Below are 24,466 nucleotides of genomic sequence, written 5' to 3' on the forward strand. Positions count from 1 at the left end.
TTAGTCCTCCTGGGGCCCCTCGGCCTCGATCTCGTCGAAGCTGTCTTCGTTCAGAATGCCCGCATCCTTGCGCGCCTTCAGCATGTCGCGGATAAGCTCGTCCGTGAGCACGAGCTTGGCGTCGGCAAGCCAGTCGAACTGCAGTCCGACGGTGCCTTCCTCGATATTGATCAGAACCTCGCCGCCCTCGACCCCGGCGAGCACACCTTTGAAGCGCTTGCGCCCGTCGATAAGCTCATGCGTCTCTAACTTGGCCTCATACCCTTCAAACACCTCGAAATCCTTCAGGCGCGTGAGGGGCCGGTCGATACCGGGGCTGGAGACCTCGAGCGTGTAGGCGTCCATGATCGGGTCCTCGACATCCAGCACGGCGCTGATGGCGTTGGAGATCTCGGCGCACTCATCCACCTCGATCCCGCCCTCAGGCCGTTCGGCCATGATCTGCAAAGTCGCGGTCTTACCGCCCTGCAGGCGCACGCGCACAAGCTCGAACCCCATGTCCTCGATCACGGGGGTGAGGATCTCGGCCATGCGGCGATCCATTGCGGTCTTGGCGATCAGGTCGTTGCTCATCAGTCCTTCAAACACAAAAAAACGGGCGCGCGGCCCGTTGGTCTTTCCCGGTGGAGCCTTCGGAGAACCCGGCGGCGCCGCTGTTGATTGGGCATATACGCCCGTCCCCCCGAGTCTGCAAGCCCCGATGGCGGGTTATTGCGCCGCCGCCTGCCGTTCCAGCGCGGCAAAGGCCGTGCGCACGTCGCTATCAGTGGTGCGGTGATTGACGATGGCGGCCCGCAGGCAGGTGCGATCATCCACGCGAGTGGTGGAAAAAACCGCCTCACCCGAAAGCTGCAGCGCGGTGGCAAGGGCACCGGCATCCGCATTGCGCGGGGCGAAGCAGCAAACGTTGGCCTGGACCGGGCGGACGAGGTCGAACTGGCTCGATTGTGTCACTAAACTGCCCAAAAGCGCGGCCTGTCGGCAATTATCCGTGATACTGTCGGCGAGGCGCGCGCGGCCGACCGCCCTGATCGTCGCCCAGACCTTGAGCGCCCTGAAGCCGCGGCTGAGATCGAGGCCATAGTCGCAAAACCAGAGCGACCCGCCGCCAAGCCCGTCCTCCATCCCTTCGAGATAGGGTGGGCGCGTGGCGAAGCTGCGCCGATGCAGATCGCCGTCAGCCATCAGGCAAAGACCGCAATCATAAGGCGCGCCGATCCATTTGTGGAAATCGGTGGCGATACTGTCGGCGCGGCCAACGCCCCGCATCAGGTCGCACCACGGGGTGTCCGCCAGCACGGCCCAGAACCCGAAAGCTCCATCGACATGATACCAGATATCTTCCGCGGCGCAGAAATCGGCGAGCGCATCGATCGGGTCGAAAAGACCGGTATCAACCGCGCCCGCAGTGCCCACCACTGCCATTGGCCGGATCCCGGCGGCGCGGTCGTCGTCCACGGCGGCGGCAAGCGCGCGCAGATCCATCGCGCCCTGCGCCTCCTGCGCGACGTAGCGCACGGCGCGGCTTCCATGGCCCATGATCTCGAGCGCCTTGGCGATGCTGTAATGCGCGCCTTCGACGGCATAGACCCTGATCCGCCCCAGATCGGCAATTCCATCGCGACGCACATCGTCACCCATGAGCCGCATCCGCGCCGCGCAAAGCGCCAGCAAAGTGGCCTGGCTGGTGCCGGTGGTGAGGATGCCCGACGCGGACTGGGGCAGGCCAGCCTGCCGGCGCGTCCAGTCGATCACCGCGCGCTCGACCTCGATCGCGCCGTGATCGCGCCCTCCCAGATTGGCGTTCATCGTGGCCGCAACCATCTCGGCGGCGACGCCGGCGGGCTGGCCCGTGCCATGAACCCATCCGAAGAAGGCCGGATGGGTATTGCCGGTGGCATAGGGCATGATGCCCTGCGCGAGTTCGGAAAAAACCGTGGCCGCGTCGGCGCCGGGTTCTGCATCGCGCAACGCAACAGCCCTGGCCATATCATCGGGTTTAGGGATCCAGGGGAGGTTTCGGGCGGATTCGAGCCTGTCAACGCACTGATCGGCCAGATCGTGAAAGGCGCGCCGAAACGCGCTCCAATCGGCGGGATCGACCCGCTTGCCCGGTTCTGTCATGGGTGCTGCCCTCTGCTTGCCGGACTTGCCCGGTCGTTTGTCGCAGAATGCACCGTACGCCGCACTGCCGCAAGCGCGCGGTTCGGATGGATCAGTCCTCGCGCCAGCCTTCGTTGTAATGCGAGCCGTCGCAAAAGGGTTTCATGCCCGAAAGGCCGCAACGACAGAGCACGTATTTCTTTTCGGTCATGCCTTGGGCCGGCAGATCTTCGGGCGGGGTGATGCCCTGAACCTCGTAGGGGCCGTGGCGCTGCACGGTGAGTTGCGACTTGTCCGCGATCAGGTGCTTGCGCGCGCCGTCTTCCTTGATCGCCAGCGCACCAGACGGGCAGGCCGTGACGGCGGCGATGATATCCTCGGTCTTGCCATGATCGGGTTGGATCCACGGTTTCTTGTCAGGATCAAAGACGTCCCCGGCTTGCCGGATACAATTGGCCGCATGAGAACAGACGCGAGGGTTATAGGTGACGGTGACCTCTTTACCCTCGTAGTCCAGCAGCAGATCCTTGCCCGACGGCGTGCCGCCCGCGCTTTCGAACCCGGCCTCTTCGTGGCTGCCGTCGCAAAAGGGCTTGTTGCCCGAGCGGCCGCAACGGCAAAGCGCGATCACCTTCTTGGTTTCCATGGCGTTGCCGTCGGCGTCCTGCAGGGATTGCAGGTTCTTGACGATCAGCGGACCGTTTTCGCGGGTCTCGATCTTGGGGGCGTCGGACATGAAGCTCTCCTTGGGTGTCGGGCGATACGTCAAGGATAGCACGCCCAGCGCCCCGGTCCATAAACCGGGCAGTTGCGCCTTAGTAGAGCCGCACCAGGCGGTCCATGGTGCGCACCAGTTCCTCGCTGATACCCGGCTCGGACAGGGCGTGGCCGGCCATGCCGATGACCCGCAGATCGACCCGCGGCCAAAGCGCGGCAAGGCGATAGGCGGCTTCTGGCGGGCAGATCATATCGTAGCGGCCCTGCACGATAATGCCGGGAATATCGGCGATCTTGTGCATGTTGTCGTAGATGTAGCCATCCTGGCCCAGAAAGCCGCCGTGCCTGAAATAGTGGTTTTCCAGACGCGCGAAGGCGCGGGCGTATTCCGCCGGGCTATCGCCGCCCTGCCCGTTCGAATGTACGGTGGCCAGCGCGTTTTCCCAACTGCTCCACGCCTTGGCGAAGCGGATCTCTTCACTTCGGTCTCCGGAAAAGAGGCGGCTGTGATAGGCCGCGATCATGTCACCGCGTTCGTCTTCTGGAATTAGCGATTGGAATCTTTTCCAGGTTTCCGGCCAGAACCGGCCCGCGCCACCACCGTAGAACCAGTCAAGCTCGGCCCGGGTCATGGTGAAGACGCCGCGCAGCACCAGATGCTTGACGCGGTCCGGGTGGCTTTGGGCGTAAACAAGCGCGAGCGTGGCGCCCCAGCTTCCGCCGAAGACGATCCAGGCGTCGATTCCCAGCGTCTCGCGGATCCGCTCGATATCGGCCACGAGATGCCATGTCGTGTTGTCCTCGACGCTGGCATGGGGTTTCGAACGGCCGCAACCGCGCTGATCGAAGAGGATGATCCGGTAGTGCCGCGGATCGAAATAGCGGCGCATGGCCGGGCTGCAGCCGCCGCCGGGCCCGCCATGCAGGACCACCACGGGAATGCCGGTCTTGCTTCCCGACTGTTCGACATAGACCTGGTGCCCGTCGCCGACATCGAGCATGCGCCGGTCGAAGGGTTCGACCGACGGATACAGGAAGTGCACTGCGCTTTTTTGGCCCGAGAATTTGTCCATGACGTCCTATATAGGGTGACTAACGCAAATGAGCATATGGAGAGCAGAATGCAAGCCGCTCGGACCACGATAGATGAGGCGGAGATCGCCAAGTTCGAGGCGATGGCCGCGGAATGGTGGGATCCTAACGGCAAATTCAAGCCGCTTCACATGCTCAATCCCTGTCGTCTGGACTATATCACGGGCCAGGTCGCGGCGGAATTCGATCGCGATCTGGGCGGCGCGGACCTTTTCGCAGGGCTGCGCATTCTCGATATCGGCTGTGGCGGGGGGCTTTTATCCGAGCCGATGGCGCGGCTGGGCGCGGACGTGGTGGGGGCGGATGCCGCCATGGGCAACATCCCGGTTGCGCGCATCCATGCCGAACACTCCGGTCTGACGATCGACTACCGTCACACAAGCGCCGAGGCGCTGGCCGAGGCGGGCGAGCAATTCGACGTGCTGCTGAACATGGAAGTGGTAGAGCACGTGGCCGATCCGCTGGCCTTTCTCACCGCGTGCCGGCAGTTGTTGAAACCCGGCGGGCTGCATCTCTGCTCGACCATAAACCGCAATCCCAAAAGCTATGCCATGGCCATTGTCGGCGCGGAATACGTGATGCGCTGGCTGCCCAAGGGCACGCATGACTGGCGGAAATTCATAACGCCGGACGAGCTTTATGGCCTGTTGACCGAGGCGGGGCTGCGCCCGGTGGACAAAAAGGGCTTCGTCTTCAACCCGGTCACGTGGACCTGGTCGCTGTCGGACAGGGATCTCAGCGTCAACTACGTGACGGCGAGCCTGAAACCGGCCTGACCCTTATCCCTGTTCTTCGAGCTTGAGGCGCAGTTCGCGCAGGACCGGCAGGGTCGCGCGGAATTTGTTGTCGCCCAGATCGGCGACCATTTCTCCGATCAGCGGCGTGATGGCCGAGATCGCGGCGTCGCGAGCGCGCTGGCCTGCGGGGCTTATGGCGACCATCTTGCGGCGGGCATCGTCCCAGTCGGGGCGGATATGCACGTAGCCGGCCCATTGCAGCTTGCTCAGCGTGTTGGTCATCGCCCCCCGCGTCACGTGAAAGCTTCGCGCGAGTTGTGCCGGGCTGCGTTCCCCGCCGCAGCGGGCAAGATGGTTGAGCACGGAGAAGTGCGAAATTTCCATACCCTTGGGCAGCACCTTGCTGAGGCGCGCGCGAATCAACTGATCGGTCGTCAGAATTTCACTGAAGAATGTGACAGCCAGGGAATGGATGGATGGATCCGTCATGAGGGGTCTTTGTAGGGCCTCCTTGCCTTCAGGGACGGAATGCGGGCGCGAGCCTGCGTGACCTGGTCTGCGTCGACGTCAACCACTATCACACCCGGGTCGGTCTCGGCATCTGCCAATACGTCGCCCCAAGGCCCCACGGCGAGACTGTGGCCGTAGGTCTGTCGCGCCTTGCCCCGCGATGTGGCATGCGTGCCGGTTTGCGCGGGCGCGAGCACGTAGGCGCCTGTTTCGATGGCGCGAGCGCGCAGCAGCGTTTCCCAATGCGCCGCGCCCGTCACGGGCGAGAAGGCCGAGGGCACGGTCAGGATTTCGGCCCCGGCGGAGGCAAGCGTGCGGTAGAGCGCGGGAAACCGGAGGTCGTAGCAGACGGTCAGGCCAATCTGCGCGAACGGCGTCGGACAGAGGACAGCGCGCGTTCCGGGCCGGTAGCCCGCCGATTCGCGGTAGCTTTCGGTCTCGGACACGGTGACGTCGAACATGTGGATCTTGTCGTACCATGCGTGGATCTTACCATCGGGACCGATCAGAAAAGAGCGGTTGGCGAACCGCCCGTCCGGATCATCGGTCTTGAGTGCAAGGGACCCGATCAGAAGCCATATGCCCAGCGCCTTTGCCTCGTCGCGCAAGGCGGCAAGGGTGATATCGTCATCCTGGTGCTGCAGCACGTCTTTCTGGCGCGTGCGGCTCGCCGAGACGCAGTTCGTGACCTCGGGCGTGAGGACGAACGTGGCCCCTTCACCCGCCGCCTGTTGCACCATGGCGCAGGTGACGGGCAGGTTGGCGGCGGGATCGTCGCTGCTGTTAAGCTGGATGAGGCCGGCCTTCATGCCGACAACATAGCATCCAGCTTACCCTCGCGTTCAAGAGCGTAGAGTTCATCACAGCCGCCGACATGGGTGTTGTCGATGAAGATCTGCGGCACGGTGCGCTTGCCGTTGGCGCGCTCGATCATCTCGGGCTTGCGCGCGGGATCCTGGAACACGTCGATTTCCGAAAAGCTGACGCCTTTCTGAGAGAGGAGACGCTTGGCCGCGTGGCAAAAGCCGCAAAGCGGGGAAGAATAGATTTCGACAGAGGGCATGGTTTTAACCTTTGTACCGTTTGACCGGTATCTAGGTGTCCTTGGCGACGCGCGCCAGTGTCAGGATTGCAACCCCGCTTGCGCCGGCGGCATGACAGGCCTGCGCAGAGGCAGAGAGCGTGGCGCCCGAGGTCATCACGTCGTCGACAAGCAGCACGGGCCGGTTGTGCAGGAGCGTTGCGCGGCGGGGATGGACGGTGATCGCGTCCTGCAACATGGAGAAGCGTGCCTCGAACCCCAGTCCATCAAGGGTTTTTGTGCGTTTGCGCCGCAAAAGCAAGTCAGGGCAATAGGCATGTCCGGTCACGCGGGCCAAGCCCTGCGCGAGAAGCGCCGACTGGTTGAAACGGCGCGACAGCAGCCGCAGGCGATGCAGCGGCACAGGCGCGATCAGGGTATCCGCGGCAAGCAGCGGGCCTGCGGCCTGCGCCATCCACCGGGTGGCAAGGCGCACGATGTCGTGCCGGTCGCCATGCTTGAGCGCAAGCACGAGCCGGCGGGCATTGTCGCGGTAGAGCAACGCCGCGCGCCCGTGATCCCAGGGACGCGCGACGCGCAGACAGTCGTCGCAGTGTTCGGGCGTGCCCGCATCCGTACCGGGCAGGGGCACGCCGCAGGTATCGCAGACAAGGCCGGAAATCACCGGCGTATCGCGCCAGCAGGGGCCGCAGAGCCCGTGATCGCTATCGACCAAGCCACCGCAGAGGGTGCATCGCGGCGGATAGATCAGGCGAATCGCGGTTTGAATTGCGGCATGCGCCATTCTATTTACCTTTTATGTCCCGAAGCCTGACAGACCGAGCGGCGCTTTTGCGCCACCGCCGACGCGCCGCCGGGTCCGAAGATCTGTTTCTGCACCGTGCGGCCATCGAGGAAATCGAGGATCGGCTGTCTCTGGTTAACAAATCCTTTACCGCGCCCCTCGTGATCGGCGGTTTTCCGGATCTGTGGCGCAGCGCCTTTCCGGACGCGGCGCAGGCAGAGGACGCCGAGACGCTGAATGCCGGGGCCGGCGCGCATGATCTGGTGATCCATGCGCTGGCCTTGCATTGGGCCGATGACCCGGTCGGCCAACTGATTCAGGCGCGGCGGGCGCTGAGGCCCGACGGGCTATTCCTTGGGGTCTTTTTCGGCGGGCGGACGCTGCACGAGTTGCGCAGCACGCTGGCGCAGGCCGAATCGGATCTGCGCGGGGGGCTCAGCCCGCGCGTGGCCCCGATGGGTGAGATCCGTGATCTGGGCGCGCTTTTGCAGCGTGCGGGCTTTGCCCTGCCGGTAGCGGACAGTTTCACATTAACGGCGAGCTATACCGACCCGCTGGCCGTGATGCGGGATCTGCGGGCAATGGGCGAGACCAATGCGCTGTCCGCCCGGGCGCGGCATTTCACGCGACGCGATGTGATCGCGCGCGCCTGCGAAATCTATATCGAGACCTTTGCCGATGCAGAGGGCCGGGTACCCGCCACGTTTGAATTCATCACCCTGACAGGCTGGGCGCCGGCGGACAGTCAGCCCAAACCACTGCGCCCGGGATCTGCGGCAACACGTCTCGCAGAGGCGCTTGGCACGCGGGAAACGCCGCTCAAAGATTGACGAACCCGCCTGAGCCTTTATGTCCTGCGTGATCTGAAAAACAAATAAGAGCGATCCGTCATGTTCGATGCGCAAGACAAGACAGCGACCTGCCCCGTTCACGCGCCCAGCGATCATCCCGCCATTCCAAAGGCGAAAACCGGCGTTCTTATAGCCAACCTCGGCACACCCGATCACTATTCCTACTGGCCGATGCGCCGGTATCTCAACGAGTTCCTGTCGGACCGCCGGGTGATCGATTACTCGCCGTGGCTGTGGCAGCCGCTTTTGCAGCTTGTCATCCTGTCCAAGCGGCCTTTCACCAGTGGCGAGGCCTACAAGTCGATCTGGAACGAGGACAAGGGCGAAAGCCCACTCATGACCATCACGCGGGACCAGACGGAAAAGCTTGCCAAAGTGCTGCAGGACAAGCATGGCGACGAAATCGTGGTCGATTTCTGCATGCGATACGGAAACCCGTCGACCAAGTCGAAGGTGCGCAAGATGACCGAGGCGGGGTGCACCCGGATCCTGTTCTTCCCGCTTTACCCGCATTATGCCGGGGCAACGTCCGCCACCGCGAACGACCAGTTCTTCCGCGCCCTTATGGAGGAAACGTGGCAGCCCAGCGCGCGGACGGTCGAGCCCTATTTCGAAAACCCGACCTATATCGAGGCGTTGGCGCAGTCCGTGGAAAAAGCCTATGCCGAGGCCGAGGAAAAGCCAGAGATCCTGGTGGTGTCCTATCACGGAATGCCGCAGCGCTATCTCAAGCAGGGTGATCCGTATCACTGTCAGTGCCAGAAGACGACGCGTCTTCTCAAGGAACGGCTGGGCTGGGACGACACGCAGATCACCACGACCTTTCAGTCGGTGTTCGGACCCGAGGAGTGGCTGCGCCCCTACACGGTCGAGCATGTCGCGAAGTTGGCCGAAGAGGGCAAGAAGCGGATTGCGGTGATGGCGCCCGCGTTCTCGGCCGATTGCATCGAAACGCTGGAAGAGATCAACGAAGAGATCAAGGAAAGCTTCGAAGAGGCTGGCGGCGAGGAGTTTCTTTATATCCCCTGCCTCAATGACGACGATGCGCATATCAAGGCGCTGAGCGAAATCATCGAAACAAATCTGCAGGGCTGGGTCGGCTAAGCGGTCGGAACCTGAACCATTCGATTGCTCAAATGAAAAAAGGCAGCGCCCAGCGCTGCCTTTAATCGTGTCAGAAATCGCAGAGCGATTAGTCGGCGGCGACGGCTGCTGCCACGATGGCAAGCAGGACCAGCGGGATCCAGATGCCAGCTGCGGACGAGCTTGCATTGGTCTCTTCGACGACGACGGGCGCTTCCATCATGGGCTCTGCCATGTTGCCAGCAAAGCCAGCGGTGGCGGCAGCCGAGATTGCAGCGGCGAGAACGAGTTTCTTCATGTTATCCTCCAGATATAGGCTTACCGTCACCCTAAGACGGCAAGTACCCAAGACTTACCTCGTGCCGATTGTGTAAGCAGCAAATCCCAGCAATTGCAAACGCATCTTGAAGGCTGCAGCGCAGAAACCGCCCCTAATTCGTCAAATAAGCAACACTTGGGTGCCAACCTTGGTCATGCTGAAAAGCTCTGCGATATGCTCGTTGTAGAGACCGATGCAGCCGTTGGACGACCGGCGCCCGATCTTACGCGTGTCATGGGTACCGTGGATACGGTAGTAGGTCCAGCTGAGGTAGAGCGCGTGGGTGCCGAGCGGGTTGTCCGGCCCGGGCGGCACATAAGACGGCCATTCGGGATTACGCTTGAGCATCGCGGGCGTCGGGCGCCAGTCGGGGCCAACCACCTTGCGCACCACCTGAGTGCGGCCGCGTCGGGTCAGATCCTCGGTCAGCGGCACGCTGGAGGGATAAAGCTTGTAGGTGCTGCCGTCCTCGCTCCAGAAATGGAGGGCCCGGGAAGAGATATCCACGAGCACGGCACCGTTGTTGAGGTTCGAGAAATAGGGCCGCCAGTCAAGCGAACGGAAGCTCGAGATATTGCGGCGCACGCTCTCGGTCACGTCGCGCTCGAACTCGATCGTGCCGGCGCTGTTCTGGCTTTGCGCAAGCGCGGGCATGCCGATCGCCGCGGCCGTACCGGCCATAAAGGCGCGACGACTCACCGTCTGATGTGTCTTTGCCATGGGTCATTCTCCGTCTGCGAGCCACGTGATTCAGCGAGTCAGCATATGGCGCGAAAGCCTCAGTCGCAATTCAAACCCCGGTCATTTGGCGAAGATGTGCGCATGTGGGTTTGAATCGCCACGCGGGAACGATAAACGGGGGAAAACGCTCCATACCGTCTGGCGAACCCTCATGACCCGTATTTTCAGCCTGCTTCTTTCGGCCCTTGTTCTGTTGTCGGCCTGTGCCGCGCCCCCGCCTTCGCAGCCGCAGATCGGCGCGGACGGCAAACCGCTTCCGAAGGTCTATCGTATCCGCTCTGGCGAGACCGCGAAAATCCAGTTCCGGATGCTCGATTCGGTCAATTCCCTGCGTCAGGCGGCGGGCCAGCCGCCTGTCGAGTTGAATGCGCAGCTCAACGCCGCGGCAGCCACCCATTCGCAAGATATGTCGGTTCAGAACCGGCCCTGGCATTTCGGATCGGACGGCTCTTCCCCGATCGACCGGATCCGGCGCGTGGGCTATTCCGGCGATCTTGTCGGCGAGACGATTTCCGAGACCTACGAGACCGAGTTGGAAACGCTGGCCGCATGGATGGAAGACCCCGCCACGCGACAGGTCATCATGTCACCCGAGGCCCGCAACATGGGCTTTTCCTGGCTGCAGGAAGACAACGGCAAGATCTGGTGGACGCTGGTGATGGGCGAGTAACCCACCAGCGTTACGGGTAGATCGAAATCGGCGTTCCGTCGCGGACCATCGCATAGATATCTTCGATTTCGCGGTCCTTGACCGAGATGCATCCGGCGGTCCAATCCGGCCCGTTGCCCCGCTTTTTCTCATTCGGACGTCCGTGAATGAAAATATCGCCGCCCGGCTGTTTACCGGCCTCTCGGGCGCGGGCGATATCCTGAGCGTTGGGATAGGAGATGCCGATCGACAGGTGGAACGCGCTGTTGGGATTACGGCGGTCGATGGTGTAGTGGCCCTCTGGCGTTCTACCGTCGCCTTCGAACTGTTTGTGTCCATCGGGCGCGAATCCGAGATCGATCCGATAGGATTCGAGCACCTCGTCATGATGCAGCAGATACATCTTCCGCTCACCCTTGTAGACGAGAACGCGGGTCACCTCTGGCCCGTAATAGGTTTTGAACTTGGATCCGCATCCCGTCACCACGGCGAGCGACAGAATCAGGAAAAGGCATTTCAGGAAACGCATCTGGACTGACTCAACTTGCTGCTCTTTTTTGTCCTTTTACCGCGTTGCGCGGCGCCGGTCATCGGCGATTTCACGATGTGGAAGATTTTTGTGTGAACTGCGCCACCAGTTCCACATGCGACGACCAGCGGAACTGATCCACGGGGCGGACTTGGTCGAGCGTGTAGGCCCCCGCGCAGAGGATCGCGGCGTCGCGGGCGAAGGTGACCGGATTGCAGGAGACGTAGGCGATCCGTCCCGGCGCCGCCTGCGCCAGCTCGCGCACCTGCGCCTCGGCGCCGGCGCGTGGCGGGTCCAGAACGACGGCATCGAATCGGTCAAGCTCTGCCGCGATGAGCGGCTGGCGGAACAGGTCGCGCGCCTCGGTGGTCAGCGGCTTGACACGCGTGGCCATGCGCCAGCCCTGGTCAAGCGCACGAAGCATGTCCGCGTCGCCCTCGACAGCGTGCACGCGCGCGATCCGCGACAGTGGCAGGGCGAAGGTGCCGCAGCCCGAGAAAAGGTCCAAAATGTGACCGGCCGGGCCGATCAGGCTCTGAACCGCCTCGATCAAGGTATTTTCCGAGGCCTTCGTCGCCTGAAGAAATGCGCCGGGCGGAGGCACCACACGGATATCGCCAAACACTTGCTCGGGCGGACGGCGGGTGACGATCACCTCATCTTCCCAAGTCAGGCGGGCAAGGTCGTGGGTATCGGCGAGGGCGGCCAACGCGACGCGGAGCGGACCGTCGAGCGGTTTGCCCCCGATGACCTGAAGGTCGAGGCCCGTCTCGGATAAGGTCGCGGCGACCGAGAGCTCGCCCTTGCGGCTGCCGCCCGCAATCGCAAGCGCCTCTGCCACGGGCAGGGCGCGGAGAAGATCAGGCTCTAACAAACGGCAGTCGGGGATTTCTACGACCACGTCCGATGCGCGCGCGTGAAAGCCGGCAAGCGCGCCCTTCTTGGTACGGCGCGCCGACAGCGTGGCGCGGCGGCGCGAGGCGGGAGGAACGGTGAAGATCGGTGCCAGCGTCGTCTCAAGCCCGTGCGCAGAGAGGGCGCGGGCGACGATTTCGGTTTTCCAGGCCGCGACAAAGCCGTCCGAAGCGTGCTGAAGCTGACAGCCGCCGCAGGATTTGAAATGCCGACAGGGCGGAGCAACCCGATCGGGCGAGGACGTCACGATCTTGGGATTGCGCAGGACCTGGCCGTCGAGGTCACCGCTGATGCGTTCGCCGGGCAGCGTGAGGGGGGCATAGACCGGTCCATCGGCAATCCCGTCGCCGCGATGGCCCAAGCGAAGAATGTCGATTTCTGCCATGATCTATTCCGCCGCCTCGTCCGCATTGAGGAACCCGCCCGACTGCCGCGCCCAGAAGCGGGCATAAAGCCCACCGGAGGCCAGCAAGGCATCATGCGTGCCTTCCTCGACGATGTGACCCTGATCCAGCACGATGATGCGATCCATCCGCGCGATGGTAGACAGCCGGTGGGCGATGGCGATCACGGTTTTCCCTTCCATCATCCCGTAGAGCGTGGATTGGATGGCTGCCTCGACCTCGCTGTCGAGCGCGCTTGTCGCCTCGTCCAGAAGCAGAATCGGCGCATCCTTGAGGATGGCGCGAGCGAGCGTGATACGCTGGCGCTGTCCGCCCGACAGCTTGACGCCTCGTTCGCCCACATGGGCGTCATAACCGGTGCGCCCCTCCGGATCGGCGAGGTCGAGGATGAACTCATGCGCCTCAGCCTTCTGCGCGGCGGCAAGCATCTCAGCCTCGGTGGCATCGGGGCGGGCGTAGAGGATATTGTCGCGCACTGAGCGGTGCAGGAGGGAGCTATCCTGCTGAACCATGCCGATCCGGTCGCGCAGGCTGTCCTGCGTGACCTTGGAAATGTCCTGCCCATCGATCAGGATGCGGCCACCTTCGGCGTCGTAAAACCGCAAAAGCAGCTTGACGAGGGTCGATTTTCCGGCGCCAGAGCGGCCCACCAGACCGATCTTTTCCCCAGGTTCGATGGTTAGCGAGACGTGATCCAACCCGCCGCTTTCGCGGCCGAAATGATGCGAAAGATCACGGATCTCGATCTTGCCGGCAGTCAGGTCGAGCGGTTTGGCACCAGGGGCATCCACCAGCTCGATCGGTTGGGCGATGGTTTCCATTCCCTCTGCCACCACGCCAAGCTGCCGGAAAAAGGAGGTAAGCGCCCACATGATCCAGCCGGTCATCGCGTTGAGCCGCAGCGTGAGAGCCGTGGCTGCCGCAACCACGCCGACGCTGGCCTGACCGGTGGACCACAGCAGAATGCCCCAGCCCACGACACCAACGATCAAAAGCCCGTTGAGCGCGACAAGCGTGACATCCATGATCGTGTAGATCCGCATCTCGGCCTGAAAAGTGCGGCGGGCGTGTTCGATCGCTTCGCCGGCATAGTCTATTTCACGTTTGGAATGCGCGAAAAGCTTGACCGAATGGATGTTGGTATAGGCATCCACAACCCGGCCCGTGACCCAACTGCGGGCGTCCGAGGCAGCCTTGGACGCGGGACCGACGCGGGCCATGGTCCAGCGCACAAGCAAAAGGTAAAGCCCGAGCCAGACAATCAGCGGGATCGTGAGCCGCAGATCGGCACCCCAAAGCAGAAGCGCCGCACCGACCACATAGGCGAGCGCAAAGCTGATGGCGTCGAAGATCTGGAATACGGCCTCGCCCGCCGCAGGAGGCGTCTGCATGATGCGGTTGGCGATACGGCCCGCGAAGTCGTTCTCAAACCAGCCCACAGACTGGTTGAGGACGTGCCGGTGCGCGCGCCAACGGATCAGCGTGCCGAAATTGGGCAGGATCGCGTTATTCAGTAGCATCACGTCCACCGCCTGAATGATCGGGCGAAGGAAAAGAATGAAGACTGCAACAAGGCCGATTTCGAGACCGTAATCCGCCCAAACCTCGGCCGGGCTGCCGGCCAGGATATCGACAAGACGTCCCATGTAGTAGATCAGTCCGACCTCTATCGCGGCCACCACGATGGACATAAGACCGGTGATCCAGAACACCCGCCGGAACGGGGACATGTAGGCCCGCAGAAAGGGCCAGAGGCGCGTCGGCGGGCGCGCCTCCTCGGTATACTTGCAATAGGGATCGACGAGATTTTCGAAGAATTTGAACATCTGGTCAGCCCTCTTGCAACAACGTGTCGCGATCCAGCGTGAAATCCGACGCGATCCAGGCGGTTTCCAGGTCCTTGAGCTTGGCGCCGAGTTCGGGGCCGGACAGATCCGGCATGAAGTCGGTCGCGCTGACTGGCAGGACAGCCCGCGCGCCGCGCGTGATGTCGGCCAGTTCCGAATCCCGCACGCCTTGTTCCATCAGCGCAGCGCGCAAGAGCAGCGCATCGCGGCCCCGGTCCGGTCCGAGGCGATAGCCAAGCTCTCCGGCTGTTGCAGAGCCCAGCGCCCCGGCCCTGATCCTGGCGAAATCGCGGGCCTCGGCGCGGCTAAGGCGTAGCGCGGTGTCCACGGATTCTCCGCCGAGACAGGCAAGACGGCGGATCGGATCAGGATCGACGCCAGAAGCGATTTCAAGGTGAATGAGCAGGGATAGAGCCGCATCGGTCGATCCCGGCAGCACATGCGACAGCGCGCCGGCCTGGCGCATGGCGGCCACGGCCGGTGCGGGATCGGGCGCCGCCAGAAGCTTGCGCATCTCGGCTCCGATGCGTTCGCGCGACAGCCCGTCGATGCCGTCGGCGAGGTCGGCGCACGCCGCGAGCCCGTCACGGTCGAGACCACCCTCGGGATCGCCGTACCACGCATAAAAGCGGAAGAATCGGAGAATGCGGAGGTAGTCTTCGCGGATGCGCAATTCGGCATCATCGATAAAGCGAATTCGCCGGTCTGTGATATCCGCCATGCCACCGAGCGGATCGAGCACCGTGCCATCCCGCCGGGCGTAAAGCGCGTTCACGGTAAAGTCGCGGCGGCGGGCATCGCTTGTGATATCCTCGGCAAAGGAGACGACGGCGTGGCGCCCGTCGGTTTCCACGTCCTTGCGGAAGGTCGTAACCTCGAACGGGGTGCCGTTTGCAATGACGGTGACGGTGCCGTGGTCGATGCCCGTCGGAACGGGCTTGAGACCCGCCGCTTCCGCAAGCGCGATCACGCGCTCGGGATGGGCATCGGTGGTGATGTCCACATCGCCAACCGGTTCATTCAAGAGCGCGTTGCGAACGCAGCCGCCGACCAGGTAGGCCTCGTGACCCGCCTCTTCAAGCATGGCGCAGACCGCCTGAGTTTCCGGCGCGTCGATCCACGGGCCGGCAACCCGCGTCATGTCTCTGCCGCGTCGGCGAGAGACCGCAAGATCCGCGCGGTGGCGCCCCAGATGTAATACGGGCCATAGGGCACCGCATAGTAATACCGGCGCGCCCCGCGCCAGCGACGGTACTGCACGCCAAAGCGCGCCGCGTCGAGCACATGGGCGAGCGGGACGGAAAACACCTCTTCGACCTCGCCGGCCTCCGGCACGGGCGAGAAGGGCGCGCGCACCCGGGCAAGGACCGGCGTCATGAGAAAACTTGTCACTGTTTCATGCGAAGACCACGATCCAAGCACCTCGACATTGTCAGGATGCAGGCCGATTTCCTCGGACGCTTCGCGCAGGGCGGTGGCCACGATATCCGCATCGCCTTCGTCCTGCTTGCCGCCGGGAAAGGCCACCTGCCCCGGATGGTGCTTGAGCGAGGAGGAGCGTTTCGTGAGCCACAGACGGGGCCCTGTCGGGGTCAGCTCGATCGGAACGAGCACACCGGCCGGGCGCAGTTTGCGCCCTTCCGGCAGAACGGTGTCGGGATTCAAATCATGGTCCGACGAAGGCGCGCGGGGCCGGTCGAGCGCCCTCAAAATGGGGTCCAGCGGATCAGCGGTCATCGCCCTTGTCCGGCGATGCCCCGGCCCCCAAAGTGGCCGGATCGAGACGGTAATGTGCGCCACAGAACTGACAGTCGGCGGTGACGATCCCGTCATCGGTGATCATCTCGGCGATGTCCTCGGCAGCGTAGATCGAAAGGCTGTTGCGCAGGCGGTCTTCGGAACAGGTACACCCGAAACGCACCGGCTGCATGTCGAAGACCCGGGGCGCCTCTTCGTGGAAAAGCCGCACCAGAAGATCCGCAGGAGACACCGAAGGACCGATCAATTCGAGATCTTCGACGGTATCGAGAAGGGTGTTGGCGCGCGTCCAGTTTTCCTCATTGTCCTCGCCGAGAATATCGGACGCCGTCAGAAGACCGTTCTCGCCGCTACCGCCGCCTGTTGCGAAAGGCGACGCCTTGGGCATGTGCTGCAGGAGCACGCCACCGGCGCGCCAATGCGGCTGCCCGCCGCGTTCGGTCGACTTGCCGAAGCTGAGTGCGAACCGGGTCGGAAGCTGTTCGGACTGGGCAAAATAGCTTTCCGCACAGGCGGTCAGGCTGCCGCCGGCGATGGGCGTGATCCCCTGATAAGGCGCGGTGCCCTTGCCCTGGTCGATGAGCACGGCGAAATAGCCGTCGCCGACCTGGGAATAGGGCGATCCGGGCATGATCTTGTCTCGATCAAAGCTGGCATAGGCCCGAATCTTGGCGGGCTCTCCCTCTTCGCTGGGGGCGAAATAATCGGTGGCGATCAGGCGGACAGCGCCCTTGCTCTGGATCTGCAGGGACAATTTCCAGCGCAGTTTGATCGTCTGGCCGACCAGCGCTGTCAGCAGCGCCATTTCCGCGATCAGCGCCTCGACCTGCGGGGGATAGTCGTGCTGCGACAGGATACCATCAAGCGCACCGTCAAGCCGGGCGACGCGGCCGCGGATATCGCAGTGATCAAGCTGAAAAGGCAGAACCGTATCGTCCCACGCGATTTTCTGTCCGAGAGTCATAGGGGTTTCCTTGTGCGCCGGGGGTTGGCATACCGCATCTACATATGTGCAACAAGCCACGGTCCAAGGGGCACCCGATGATGCGACGCTTTGGCGAAACGCCCGATCCGAACCGGCACTATGTGCCACGGCCGGGCGCCTATGCGATCCTTGTGCGGGACGGTCAGGTTCTTTTGACGCATCAGGCGGAACCGAAGCCGGAATACCAATTGCCCGGCGGCGGGATCGACACGGGCGAGTCGCCGGTGCGCGCGCTGCACCGGGAGGTATTCGAGGAAACGGGGTGGCGGATCACCGCGCCGCGGCGGCTGGGGGCGTTCAAACGCTTCGCCTATATGCCGGAATACGACCTATGGGCCGAGAAAACCTGTCTTATCTATACCGCCCTTCCCGTGCGTCCGCACGGCCCGCCGGTTGAAACCGGGCACAGTGCCGTGTGGGCCGCCCCTGAGGTGGCCGCGCGGGTGGTTGGCAATCCCGGAGATCGGCATTTCGTCAGAACCCTGCTGGCGCGGGTGCTTTGAAGTCGAGCAGAACCGCCGAGATATCGTCATCAAAGACGTCGGAGCCGGCACACTCGGCAAGATGCCAGACGAGCGATTCCAGGAAAGCCAGCCCGTGACATTGCCTGAGCCGCCGCAATATGTCGGTGAGCCCGGCCTCGCCCAGAAGACCGCCGGTCTTGGTTTCGCATTCCGTGATGCCATCGGAATGCACGAGCAAGCGGTCGCCCGGGCTGAGCGTAATCTCGAACTGTTCGAATTCCGCGCCGTCGATCAGACCGACCGGCAGGCCGCCGGTGCCCACCATCTCGACCCGCCCATCACGTCGCAGAATCGCAGGGCTTGGATGTCCTGCCTGCGCCATGGTGACCAGCCCGGTATCGAGCGCGACGTCGGCCAGCAGCAGAGTGAAGTAATGTTCAGTCTCTATTTCACCCAGAAACATGGTGTTGAGAAGGGCAATGGTTTCGGCTGGGGGGCGCGGAAAATAACCGCCGTTCCGACCACGCATAAGTGCGACGTTCTGCTCGGGCGCCGTGGCGCTGAGATACCCGGCGAGACGTGCCGTCATCAGGGCCGAGCTGATTCCGTGGCCCGAGACGTCGATCGCATAGATCCCGAGGCGGGTTTCGGACACCGGGAAACTGCCGACCAGGTCACCGCCGACATGGCCCGCCGACCGCAACAGCAGGGACAATTCCGCCGGTCCGAAATCCTGAAATCGCTCACTGACCAGGGATTGTTGCAGCTTGCGCGCCTCGAGCAAATCGCTGTCGAGCGAGTCGTAGAGAACCTGCAAATCGCTCAGAGTCGATTCGATCAGGCGGTTTTTATCGGACAGTTCACGCTGCATGCGAACGATGCGTTCCCCGGCCGAGATACGCGCCCGCAACTCCGCCGGATTGACGGGCTTGGTGAGAAAATCGTCGGCCCCGGCATCGAGGCCCAGCGCGATATCCGCCTTGTCGCTTTTGGAGGTGAGCAAGATGAAATAGCCATAATCATCCCGACCCAGAGAACGGAAAGCCCGGCAGAAATCGAGACCGTTCATGCCGGGCATCATCCAGTCGCTGAGCACCAGATCGGGCGCCATGGCGCGGCAGATGTCCAGCGCTTCGGCTCCCGATCCGGCCTCGCACACACGATATCCCCAATTGGTCAGCGACGCGGCGAGGATGCGCCTTTGCAGGCGGCTGTCATCCACGACAAGCACCGTTTGGATTGCCCGGTCTTCGGAAACCGGCGCGGCCGTTATTACGTTTTGCGCTCCCACGGCGTCACCTTTACCCCATTCCCGTGGCAGGGAAGCAGAGAGCCGTTAACGACGTGTGAATGTTAAAATGCCGTTATCTTTCTGAGTCTCTTTCATCGCGTCTTAAGAGGACCGGTGCAGTATGCGGGCCTGAAAGGGGAGAACCATGATCGACTGGGCACAGGTGGCAGCGCTGCGCGACGAGATCGGACCGGACGCATTCGACGAGGTGATCGAGATCTTTCTCGAGGAGGTGGACACCGAGATCGCGACGCTGCGCGACGACCCTGACCCATCGAAAGTGGAGGCGCGGTTGCACTTCCTCAAGGGCAGTGCGCTTAACCTCGGCTTTGCCGATTTCTCGGAGCTGTGCGCGAGAGGGGAACGGTTGGCCGCATCGGGGCAGCCCGAGCAGGCGGAGATCACGCAGATCTTGAGCGTTTACGATGCGTCGCGGCACACCTTTCTTGCCGGTCTCGACGCGCGGCTGGCCGGGTGATCAGATCAGGAATTCAGCCAGAATCGTGTCGTTTGTGATATCGCGATACTCAAAACCGGCCTCGGTCATCTCGCGTTCGATACGCTGGAAATTCTCCGCTGCCGTCGTTTCGATCCCGATCAGCACCGACCCGAAATTGCGCGCCGATTTCTTGAGATATTCGAACCGCGCGATGTCGTCCTGAGGGCCGAGGATTTCGAGAAAGTCCTTCAGGGCCCCGGGCCGCTGGGGCATGCGCAGCACGAAGTACTTCTTCAGGCCCGCATATCGCTGGGCGCGTTCCTTGACCTCGGGCAGGCGTTCGAAATCGAAATTGCCCCCCGAGGTGACGCAAACCACCGTCTGCCCCGCGATCCGGTCCCTGATATCCTTGAGCGCATCCACGGCGAGCGCCCCGGCGGGTTCCAGCACGATGCCCTCGACATTGAGCATATCCAGCATCGTCGTGCAGATCCGATCCTCGTCGATGGCCAGGACGTCGGCCGGCGCGATGTTCTTGAGATGCGCAAAGGTGCGCGCACCGATCTGCGCGACGGCAGCGCCGTCGGCGAAGCTGTCGACATGAGAGAGGCGCGTGGGCTGACCTGCCGCCAGCGCCGCCGCCAGACACGCCCCGCCTGACGGTTCCACCAGGGTGAGCGGCACAGCATCCCCACAATAACCGTGGGTGCCCGCAGACAGGCCCCCGCCACCCACCGGCAGCACGATACGATCCGGCAAACGGCCCAGTTGCGCCTCGATTTCGACCGCGACAGACGCCTGCCCCTCGATCACGTCGGCATCGTCGAAGGGCGACAGGAAATGGCCGCCGGTTTCCCGGCAATACGCCTGTGCGGTGGCAAGCGTGTCGTCGAAATAATCGCCGATCAGCCGGACCTCGACCTGATCGCCGCCGAATTTCCGTGTCTGTCCGATTTTCTGTTGCGGTGTGGTCACCGGCATGAAAATCGTTCCGTGCACACCGAAGTGACGGCACATGAAGGCGACGCCCTGGGCGTGGTTGCCGGCACTTGCACAGACGAAATGCGGCGCAGCCTCGGGGCCGGCCATCACCTTGCGCATGGCATTGAACGCGCCGCGCAGCTTGTAGGACCGCACCGGGCTGAGATCCTCGCGCTTGAGCCAGATATCGGCGCCGTAGCGATCCGAAAGCGTATCGTTCCGCGTAAGCGGCGTGGGATCGAACACGCTGCGCATCTGGGATTCGGCGGCGCGGGCGAGAGAAGGGAAGTCTGTCATGCCCGTCTGCTTGGCCGAATGCGGGGCCGCTGGCAAGGGGTCACAGCAGCGGCACTCCCTTGCTCAAACGCAGAAAACCCGGTAAGCGCCGGGCGCGTCTGACGGACAAAAGGGGAAGACCATGGCTGCGCCGAAGAAAGTTGTTCTCGCTTATTCCGGGGGGCTTGATACCTCGATCATCCTGAAATGGCTGCAAACGGAATACGGGTGCGAAGTCGTCACCTTTACCGCAGACCTGGGGCAGGGCGAAGAACTGGGACCGGCGCGCGAAAAGGCCGAGCTTTTGGGGATTAAGCCCGAGAATATCTATATCGAGGACATCCGCGAGGAATTCGTACGGGATTTCGTGTTCCCGATGTTCCGCGCGAATGCGGTCTATGAGGGTCTTTATCTGCTAGGAACCTCAATCGCGCGGCCGCTCATTTCCAAGCGTCTGGTCGAGATCGCGGCCGAGACCGGCGCGGATGCGGTGGCACATGGCGCGACGGGCAAAGGCAACGACCAGGTCCGGTTCGAACTGGCGGCCTATGCGCTTAATCCCGAGATCAAGGTGATCGCACCCTGGCGGATCTGGGACCTGACCAGCCGCACGAAGCTGATCGACTTTGCCGAGAAGAACCAGATTCCGATCGCCAAGGACAAACGCGGCGAGGCGCCGTTCTCGGTTGATGCGAACCTCTTGCACACCTCGTCCGAGGGTAAAGCGCTGGAAGATCCGGCCGAGATGGCGCCCGATCATGTCTATCAGCGCACGGTCAATCCAGAGGACGCGCCCGATACGCCCGAATATATCGAGGTCGGTTTCGAAAAAGGTGATGCGGTCAGCATCGATGGCGAAGCGTTGAGCCCGGCCAGTCTGTTGACGAAATTGAACGAGTTGGGCGGCAAGCATGGCGTGGGCCGGCTCGATCTCGTTGAGGGACGGTTCGTCGGGATGAAAAGCAGGGGGATCTACGAGACACCCGGCGGGACCATCCTTCTGGAGGCGCATCGGGGGATTGAACAGATCACGCTGGACCGCGGCGCCGCACATCTGAAGGATGAGCTGATGCCGCGGTATGCCGAGCTGATCTATAACGGATTCTGGTACAGCCCCGAGCGCGAGATGTTGCAGGCGGCGATCGACCACTCGCAGGCGCACGTCACCGGCACGGTGCGGATCAAGCTTTACAAGGGATCTGCGCGCACGGTCGGGCGCTGGTCGGACCATTCGCTTTATTCCGAGGCGCATGTGACCTTCGAGGATGATGCCGGCGCCTATGATCAAAAGGACGCGGCGGGCTTCATTCAGCTCAACGCGCTTCGGCTTAAATTGCTGGCGGCGCGCAACAAGCGGCTGAAATAGAGCCTGTTTCTAGAAGCGATACAGCAGGTCCGGTCAGGGTAGTTCGAGCCTGTATTGACTGAGGTGCTGGTAGGCCGGCATCGCGGCCTCGGCGAGATCGGCACGCGGCCCGTCGAGTTGTGGCAGGTCACCTTCCGCCGCCGCAAAACCCGTCGAATCGTGCACCGCCTTGTACCAGTGCGCGGCCCAGACGCCGTCATCGGCGTGCCCGCCCTTTGGCCAGGACAGCATCGCAGGATCGAATGGCAGACCGATGGCGGCGCAGAGCGCACGCAGCATCGCCTCGGGCGCGCGACGAATATCCGCGCTGTCAATCACGACAGGCGCGTGGTCGTTGGTGCGCAGCATATCGAACAGCTCGGCCTGTTGAACGAACCCGATATCATCCAGGGTCGGGTTGTCGTATTTCGCGGAAAAGCTTGCGGCAACGCGAGCCGGGTGACGAATGAGAAACACATTCGTCAGCTCAAACAGCCAATCACGCGGAAACCCGGCGATCATGTGTTGCGCCATATGTTTCTGGTAGTAGTGCGGGCGATTTCCCGGGATGGGACCAAGCAGGCCCTCTATGACCTGTTCCAGATCCTGAGGCTGGGCCGCGAGAATCGCGTCGCGCATCGGGTGTTCGAGGCCCGTTTGTGCAAGGTAGGCCGCATAGAACGGTTCGTCGATCACGGCGCAATCGGAACGCGCGCCGAAACTGTACATCATCGCGGTCGACAGATTGCGCGGCCCGGACCACATCGCGATCCGCATCAGGCGCATTCCTGCTGGATAAGACCCTTGTAAAGTGCCTGAATACGTTCCGTGACCGGCCCCATTTCGCCGGTGCCAATGGTGCGGCCATCGATCTCTCCGACCGGGGTTTGCGCGCCGAACGTCCCGGTGAGAAACGCCTCGTCCGCACCGTACGTGTCGACGAGCGAATAATTCCGCTCGTAAACCGGAATATCGTTTGCACGGCAGAGGTCGATCACCTTCTGCCGCGTGATGCCGTTCATGCAGTAATCGCCGGTGGACGTCCAAACCTCGCCCTTCCGGACAATGAAGAAATTGCAGGCATTCGTCGTGTTCACGAATCCATGGATATCCAGCATCAGCGCCTCGTCCGCACCGGCCTTTTCGGCGGCGATACAGGCAAGGATGCAGTTCAGCTTGGAGTGAGAATTGAGTTTCGGATCCTGGGTCATCGGCAAGCCGCGCATATGCGGCACCGTCGCAAGGCGGATGGGCCGGGCGATTTTGGGCTTGGAGTGTTCCATGATTATGGTCACGGTCGGCCCCCGTTTCGACAGGGAAGGGTGCTGAAACGGGCGCGATTTGACGCCCCGGGTCACCATCAGGCGCGCATGTGCATCCGTTGTCATTCCGTTGGCAGTTTGCGTGTCGATCAGGGCCTGAATCACCGCGTCCCTGGTCATGCCGATATCGAGATCGATGGCCTTGGCGGCCTCGAAAAGCCGATCGAGGTGATCGTCGGCAAAGGCCCAGGTGCCATTGTAAAGGCGCAGACCCTCCCAAACGCCGTCGCCTAGCATGAAGCCGCTGTCATAGACGCTCACCAATGCCTCAGCCTTGGGCACGATCCGCCCGTTCAGCCAGATCAGGATCTCTTCGTTGCGGGCGTCTTCCTCGGCCTGATGGGTGGTTTGGTGGTCCGTCATGTTTCACGCGCGCCTGTACGTATGTTTCAGACACGACGCTAGGGATCGGAAAACAAGGTGCCAAGCCCCAATCGTCGCTCACTGACGCGTGACCTCACGGGGTGGTGAATTGGCGTCGCACACATCGACTGTCACGGTAGGCCATGTTCAGGAGGGCCGTGACATGATCGGATTGAGAGAAGCGAAAGCCGCGTTGCTTGGAGTGCTGATCTGCGTGGGCTTCGGGGTGCAGTCGGGGCCGGCACGGGCGGCGGGCACCGAGGTTCTGACCGTCGCGGGCGGGTGTTTCTGGTGCGTCGAGGCCGATTTCGAGTCGGTTCGTGGCGTCAAGGAAGTCGTATCAGGTTACACTGGCGGACGCGTCGCCAACCCGACCTACAAACAGGTGACACGCGGCGGCACGGGACATTATGAGGCGGTTCAGATCATGTTCGATCCAGACCAAGTCAGCCGGGCACAATTGTTGCATCTGTTCTTCCGCTCGGTCGATCCCACCGATGCCGGGGGCCAATTCTGTGACCGTGGCGAAAGCTACCGCACCGCGGTTTTCGTTGCTGACGCCGAGGAGAAACGCCTGGCCGAAGACACGAGGGCCAAAGCGGCACGGGCTTTGGGACGCAAGATCGTGACGCCGATATTGAGCCAAGGCCGCTTTTGGAAAGCAGAGGCCTATCACCAGGATTATTACAAGGGCGACAAGATCGTCCTCACCCGGTTCGGACCGAAAAAGCAATCCGCCGCCTACAAGGCCTATAGGGACGCGTGCCGCCGCGACGATCGCGTCCGTCAGCTTTGGGGCAACGCCGCACCTTTCGTGGGCTCCTGACCGTAGCGTGTAACATACGCTTAGACCTTTCGCCTGCCCGGTTGACTTTGTAGGGTTTTGCAAAGCCGACTTGGGGGGCAGGCGTGAGCAAGA

General features: G+C 62.6%; 28 protein-coding genes. 8 read left to right on the forward strand and 20 right to left on the reverse strand.

Annotated features, from left to right (window positions below; translation table 11 throughout):
* From rimP to pip, 4 genes are all read right to left on the reverse strand, one after another.
* Positions 1-573 carry a ribosome maturation factor RimP gene (gene rimP, locus EZV60_RS04800; RefSeq protein WP_135502688.1) on the reverse strand — a complete coding sequence of 191 codons (573 nt, stop codon included), beginning with the start codon at positions 571-573 and terminating at the stop codon, positions 1-3.
* A 135-nt stretch (positions 574-708) separates the two neighbouring features.
* Positions 709-2,124 (reverse strand): pyridoxal phosphate-dependent decarboxylase family protein, encoded by a 1,416-nt coding sequence (locus tag EZV60_RS04805; RefSeq protein WP_135502690.1) that lies wholly within the window; start codon positions 2,122-2,124, stop codon positions 709-711.
* 91 nt (positions 2,125-2,215) lie between these two features.
* Entirely contained in the window at positions 2,216-2,839 is a 624-nt protein-coding gene (locus EZV60_RS04810; RefSeq protein WP_135502692.1) for a CDGSH iron-sulfur domain-containing protein, read from the reverse strand.
* A 79-nt stretch (positions 2,840-2,918) separates the two neighbouring features.
* Positions 2,919-3,893: a prolyl aminopeptidase gene (gene pip / locus EZV60_RS04815; protein ID WP_135502694.1), complete on the reverse strand. Its 975-nt coding sequence runs from the start codon at positions 3,891-3,893 to the stop codon at positions 2,919-2,921.
* Positions 3,894-3,941: 48 nt separating this feature from the next.
* Here pip and ubiG point away from each other — a divergent pair, with 48 nt between their 5' ends.
* A complete protein-coding gene (ubiG, locus tag EZV60_RS04820) occupies positions 3,942-4,688 on the forward strand; it encodes a bifunctional 2-polyprenyl-6-hydroxyphenol methylase/3-demethylubiquinol 3-O-methyltransferase UbiG (RefSeq protein ID WP_135502696.1) in 747 nt (248 codons plus the stop codon).
* A gap of 3 nt (positions 4,689-4,691) precedes the next feature.
* On the opposite strand, the gene EZV60_RS04825 is transcribed toward ubiG, so the two are convergent.
* From EZV60_RS04825 to EZV60_RS04840, 4 genes are read right to left on the reverse strand one after another with little or no spacing between them, the layout of a single operon-like run.
* Positions 4,692-5,138, reverse strand: a complete 447-nt coding sequence (locus EZV60_RS04825; protein ID WP_135502699.1) for a MarR family winged helix-turn-helix transcriptional regulator — start codon at positions 5,136-5,138, stop codon at positions 4,692-4,694.
* Positions 5,135-5,968, reverse strand: a complete 834-nt coding sequence (locus tag EZV60_RS04830; RefSeq protein ID WP_135502701.1) for a carbon-nitrogen hydrolase family protein — start codon at positions 5,966-5,968, stop codon at positions 5,135-5,137. Before EZV60_RS04830 ends, EZV60_RS04825 begins: the two co-directional genes overlap by 4 nt.
* Positions 5,965-6,222: a glutaredoxin 3 gene (gene grxC / locus EZV60_RS04835; RefSeq protein ID WP_135502703.1), complete on the reverse strand. Its 258-nt coding sequence runs from the start codon at positions 6,220-6,222 to the stop codon at positions 5,965-5,967. Before grxC ends, EZV60_RS04830 begins: the two co-directional genes overlap by 4 nt.
* 31 nt (positions 6,223-6,253) lie before the next feature.
* Positions 6,254-6,985: a ComF family protein gene (locus tag EZV60_RS04840; RefSeq protein ID WP_135502705.1), complete on the reverse strand. Its 732-nt coding sequence runs from the start codon at positions 6,983-6,985 to the stop codon at positions 6,254-6,256.
* Positions 6,986-6,999: 14 nt separating this feature from the next.
* On the opposite strand from EZV60_RS04840, the gene EZV60_RS04845 reads away from it, so the two are divergent.
* Positions 7,000-7,815 carry a methyltransferase domain-containing protein gene (locus EZV60_RS04845; RefSeq protein ID WP_135502707.1) on the forward strand — a complete coding sequence of 272 codons (816 nt, stop codon included), beginning with the start codon at positions 7,000-7,002 and terminating at the stop codon, positions 7,813-7,815.
* A gap of 60 nt (positions 7,816-7,875) precedes the next feature.
* Positions 7,876-8,940, forward strand: coding sequence for a ferrochelatase (gene hemH / locus EZV60_RS04850; RefSeq protein ID WP_135502709.1), 1,065 nt, complete (start codon positions 7,876-7,878; stop codon positions 8,938-8,940).
* An 88-nt stretch (positions 8,941-9,028) separates the two neighbouring features.
* Here the strand turns inward: hemH and EZV60_RS04855 are convergent, their stop codons facing one another.
* Entirely contained in the window at positions 9,029-9,217 is a 189-nt protein-coding gene (locus tag EZV60_RS04855) for a hypothetical protein (protein WP_135502711.1), read from the reverse strand.
* A 141-nt stretch (positions 9,218-9,358) separates the two neighbouring features.
* Entirely contained in the window at positions 9,359-9,958 is a 600-nt protein-coding gene (locus EZV60_RS04860; RefSeq protein ID WP_135502713.1) for a L,D-transpeptidase, read from the reverse strand.
* A 172-nt stretch (positions 9,959-10,130) separates the two neighbouring features.
* Between EZV60_RS04860 and dalA the strand changes: the two genes are divergently transcribed.
* Positions 10,131-10,649, forward strand: coding sequence for a divisome-associated lipoprotein DalA (gene dalA / locus EZV60_RS04865; RefSeq protein WP_135502715.1), 519 nt, complete (start codon positions 10,131-10,133; stop codon positions 10,647-10,649).
* A 10-nt stretch (positions 10,650-10,659) separates the two neighbouring features.
* Here the strand turns inward: dalA and EZV60_RS04870 are convergent, their stop codons facing one another.
* The 6 genes from EZV60_RS04870 to hslO form a co-directional block, all read right to left on the reverse strand.
* A complete protein-coding gene (locus EZV60_RS04870; protein WP_135502717.1) occupies positions 10,660-11,157 on the reverse strand; it encodes a L,D-transpeptidase family protein in 498 nt (165 codons plus the stop codon).
* A 70-nt stretch (positions 11,158-11,227) separates the two neighbouring features.
* Complete coding sequence (locus EZV60_RS04875) at positions 11,228-12,457, reverse strand: class I SAM-dependent RNA methyltransferase (protein WP_135502719.1); 1,230 nt, start codon at positions 12,455-12,457, stop codon at positions 11,228-11,230.
* Between the two features lie 3 nt (positions 12,458-12,460).
* Complete coding sequence (locus EZV60_RS04880; protein WP_135502721.1) at positions 12,461-14,302, reverse strand: ABC transporter ATP-binding protein; 1,842 nt, start codon at positions 14,300-14,302, stop codon at positions 12,461-12,463.
* A gap of 4 nt (positions 14,303-14,306) precedes the next feature.
* Entirely contained in the window at positions 14,307-15,464 is a 1,158-nt protein-coding gene (locus EZV60_RS04885; RefSeq protein ID WP_135502723.1) for a CCA tRNA nucleotidyltransferase, read from the reverse strand.
* Positions 15,461-16,060 carry a CoA pyrophosphatase gene (locus tag EZV60_RS04890; protein WP_135502725.1) on the reverse strand — a complete coding sequence of 200 codons (600 nt, stop codon included), beginning with the start codon at positions 16,058-16,060 and terminating at the stop codon, positions 15,461-15,463. The genes EZV60_RS04885 and EZV60_RS04890 overlap by 4 nt, the downstream gene beginning before the upstream one ends.
* Positions 16,050-17,045: an Hsp33 family molecular chaperone HslO gene (hslO, locus tag EZV60_RS04895; protein WP_135502727.1), complete on the reverse strand. Its 996-nt coding sequence runs from the start codon at positions 17,043-17,045 to the stop codon at positions 16,050-16,052. The genes EZV60_RS04890 and hslO overlap by 11 nt, the downstream gene beginning before the upstream one ends.
* Positions 17,046-17,122: 77 nt before the next feature.
* Between hslO and EZV60_RS04900 the strand changes: the two genes are divergently transcribed.
* Positions 17,123-17,569 (forward strand): NUDIX hydrolase, encoded by a 447-nt coding sequence (locus tag EZV60_RS04900; protein ID WP_135502729.1) that lies wholly within the window; start codon positions 17,123-17,125, stop codon positions 17,567-17,569.
* On the opposite strand, the gene EZV60_RS04905 is transcribed toward EZV60_RS04900, so the two are convergent.
* Positions 17,541-18,821 (reverse strand): PP2C family protein-serine/threonine phosphatase, encoded by a 1,281-nt coding sequence (locus EZV60_RS04905; protein WP_245306213.1) that lies wholly within the window; start codon positions 18,819-18,821, stop codon positions 17,541-17,543. The two genes, EZV60_RS04900 and EZV60_RS04905, sit on opposite strands and share 29 nt — an antisense overlap.
* A 145-nt stretch (positions 18,822-18,966) precedes the next feature.
* Here EZV60_RS04905 and EZV60_RS04910 point away from each other — a divergent pair, with 145 nt between their 5' ends.
* The gene (locus EZV60_RS04910) at positions 18,967-19,299 is read left to right on the forward strand and encodes an Hpt domain-containing protein (protein WP_135502731.1); all 333 of its coding nucleotides are present in this window, start codon (positions 18,967-18,969) and stop codon (positions 19,297-19,299) included.
* On the opposite strand, the gene ilvA is transcribed toward EZV60_RS04910, so the two are convergent.
* The gene (gene ilvA, locus EZV60_RS04915; protein ID WP_135502733.1) at positions 19,300-20,538 is read right to left on the reverse strand and encodes a threonine ammonia-lyase IlvA; all 1,239 of its coding nucleotides are present in this window, start codon (positions 20,536-20,538) and stop codon (positions 19,300-19,302) included.
* Positions 20,539-20,659: 121 nt separating this feature from the next.
* On the opposite strand from ilvA, the gene EZV60_RS04920 reads away from it, so the two are divergent.
* Entirely contained in the window at positions 20,660-21,883 is a 1,224-nt protein-coding gene (locus EZV60_RS04920) for an argininosuccinate synthase (RefSeq protein ID WP_135502735.1), read from the forward strand.
* Between the two features lie 33 nt (positions 21,884-21,916).
* Here EZV60_RS04920 and EZV60_RS04925 read toward each other — a convergent pair whose 3' ends face one another.
* The gene (locus EZV60_RS04925) at positions 21,917-22,639 is read right to left on the reverse strand and encodes a sulfotransferase-like domain-containing protein (protein ID WP_135502737.1); all 723 of its coding nucleotides are present in this window, start codon (positions 22,637-22,639) and stop codon (positions 21,917-21,919) included.
* Positions 22,639-23,547 (reverse strand): D-amino acid aminotransferase, encoded by a 909-nt coding sequence (locus EZV60_RS04930; RefSeq protein ID WP_135502739.1) that lies wholly within the window; start codon positions 23,545-23,547, stop codon positions 22,639-22,641. Before EZV60_RS04930 ends, EZV60_RS04925 begins: the two co-directional genes overlap by 1 nt.
* A gap of 163 nt (positions 23,548-23,710) precedes the next feature.
* On the opposite strand from EZV60_RS04930, the gene msrA reads away from it, so the two are divergent.
* Complete coding sequence (gene msrA / locus EZV60_RS04935; protein WP_135502740.1) at positions 23,711-24,373, forward strand: peptide-methionine (S)-S-oxide reductase MsrA; 663 nt, start codon at positions 23,711-23,713, stop codon at positions 24,371-24,373.
* Positions 24,374-24,466: the final 93 nt, after the last annotated feature.

Origin of the sequence: Roseovarius aestuariivivens (assembly GCF_004761875.1) — a bacterium.
Taxonomy (GTDB): Bacteria; Pseudomonadota; Alphaproteobacteria; order Rhodobacterales; family Rhodobacteraceae; genus Roseovarius; species Roseovarius aestuariivivens.

Excerpts from the sequence above, each read along its gene's own strand:
- rimP (WP_135502688.1), bottom strand. The coding sequence starts at position 573 with ATGAGCAACGACCTGATCGCCAAGACCGCAATGGATCGCCGCATGGCC.
- EZV60_RS04805 (WP_135502690.1), bottom strand. The coding sequence starts at position 2,124 with ATGACAGAACCGGGCAAGCGGGTCGATCCCGCCGATTGGAGCGCGTTT.
- EZV60_RS04810 (WP_135502692.1), bottom strand. The coding sequence starts at position 2,839 with ATGTCCGACGCCCCCAAGATCGAGACCCGCGAAAACGGTCCGCTGATC.
- pip (WP_135502694.1), bottom strand. The coding sequence starts at position 3,893 with ATGGACAAATTCTCGGGCCAAAAAAGCGCAGTGCACTTCCTGTATCCG.
- ubiG (WP_135502696.1), top strand. The coding sequence starts at position 3,942 with ATGCAAGCCGCTCGGACCACGATAGATGAGGCGGAGATCGCCAAGTTC.
- EZV60_RS04825 (WP_135502699.1), bottom strand. The coding sequence starts at position 5,138 with ATGACGGATCCATCCATCCATTCCCTGGCTGTCACATTCTTCAGTGAA.
- EZV60_RS04830 (WP_135502701.1), bottom strand. The coding sequence starts at position 5,968 with ATGAAGGCCGGCCTCATCCAGCTTAACAGCAGCGACGATCCCGCCGCC.
- grxC (WP_135502703.1), bottom strand. The coding sequence starts at position 6,222 with ATGCCCTCTGTCGAAATCTATTCTTCCCCGCTTTGCGGCTTTTGCCAC.
- EZV60_RS04840 (WP_135502705.1), bottom strand. The coding sequence starts at position 6,985 with ATGGCGCATGCCGCAATTCAAACCGCGATTCGCCTGATCTATCCGCCG.
- EZV60_RS04845 (WP_135502707.1), top strand. The coding sequence starts at position 7,000 with ATGTCCCGAAGCCTGACAGACCGAGCGGCGCTTTTGCGCCACCGCCGA.
- hemH (WP_135502709.1), top strand. The coding sequence starts at position 7,876 with ATGTTCGATGCGCAAGACAAGACAGCGACCTGCCCCGTTCACGCGCCC.
- EZV60_RS04855 (WP_135502711.1), bottom strand. The coding sequence starts at position 9,217 with ATGAAGAAACTCGTTCTCGCCGCTGCAATCTCGGCTGCCGCCACCGCT.
- EZV60_RS04860 (WP_135502713.1), bottom strand. The coding sequence starts at position 9,958 with ATGGCAAAGACACATCAGACGGTGAGTCGTCGCGCCTTTATGGCCGGT.
- dalA (WP_135502715.1), top strand. The coding sequence starts at position 10,131 with ATGACCCGTATTTTCAGCCTGCTTCTTTCGGCCCTTGTTCTGTTGTCG.
- EZV60_RS04870 (WP_135502717.1), bottom strand. The coding sequence starts at position 11,157 with ATGCGTTTCCTGAAATGCCTTTTCCTGATTCTGTCGCTCGCCGTGGTG.
- EZV60_RS04875 (WP_135502719.1), bottom strand. The coding sequence starts at position 12,457 with ATGGCAGAAATCGACATTCTTCGCTTGGGCCATCGCGGCGACGGGATT.
- EZV60_RS04880 (WP_135502721.1), bottom strand. The coding sequence starts at position 14,302 with ATGTTCAAATTCTTCGAAAATCTCGTCGATCCCTATTGCAAGTATACC.
- EZV60_RS04885 (WP_135502723.1), bottom strand. The coding sequence starts at position 15,464 with ATGACGCGGGTTGCCGGCCCGTGGATCGACGCGCCGGAAACTCAGGCG.
- EZV60_RS04890 (WP_135502725.1), bottom strand. The coding sequence starts at position 16,060 with ATGACCGCTGATCCGCTGGACCCCATTTTGAGGGCGCTCGACCGGCCC.
- hslO (WP_135502727.1), bottom strand. The coding sequence starts at position 17,045 with ATGACTCTCGGACAGAAAATCGCGTGGGACGATACGGTTCTGCCTTTT.
- EZV60_RS04900 (WP_135502729.1), top strand. The coding sequence starts at position 17,123 with ATGATGCGACGCTTTGGCGAAACGCCCGATCCGAACCGGCACTATGTG.
- EZV60_RS04910 (WP_135502731.1), top strand. The coding sequence starts at position 18,967 with ATGATCGACTGGGCACAGGTGGCAGCGCTGCGCGACGAGATCGGACCG.
- ilvA (WP_135502733.1), bottom strand. The coding sequence starts at position 20,538 with ATGACAGACTTCCCTTCTCTCGCCCGCGCCGCCGAATCCCAGATGCGC.
- EZV60_RS04920 (WP_135502735.1), top strand. The coding sequence starts at position 20,660 with ATGGCTGCGCCGAAGAAAGTTGTTCTCGCTTATTCCGGGGGGCTTGAT.
- EZV60_RS04925 (WP_135502737.1), bottom strand. The coding sequence starts at position 22,639 with ATGCGGATCGCGATGTGGTCCGGGCCGCGCAATCTGTCGACCGCGATG.
- EZV60_RS04930 (WP_135502739.1), bottom strand. The coding sequence starts at position 23,547 with ATGACGGACCACCAAACCACCCATCAGGCCGAGGAAGACGCCCGCAAC.
- msrA (WP_135502740.1), top strand. The coding sequence starts at position 23,711 with ATGATCGGATTGAGAGAAGCGAAAGCCGCGTTGCTTGGAGTGCTGATC.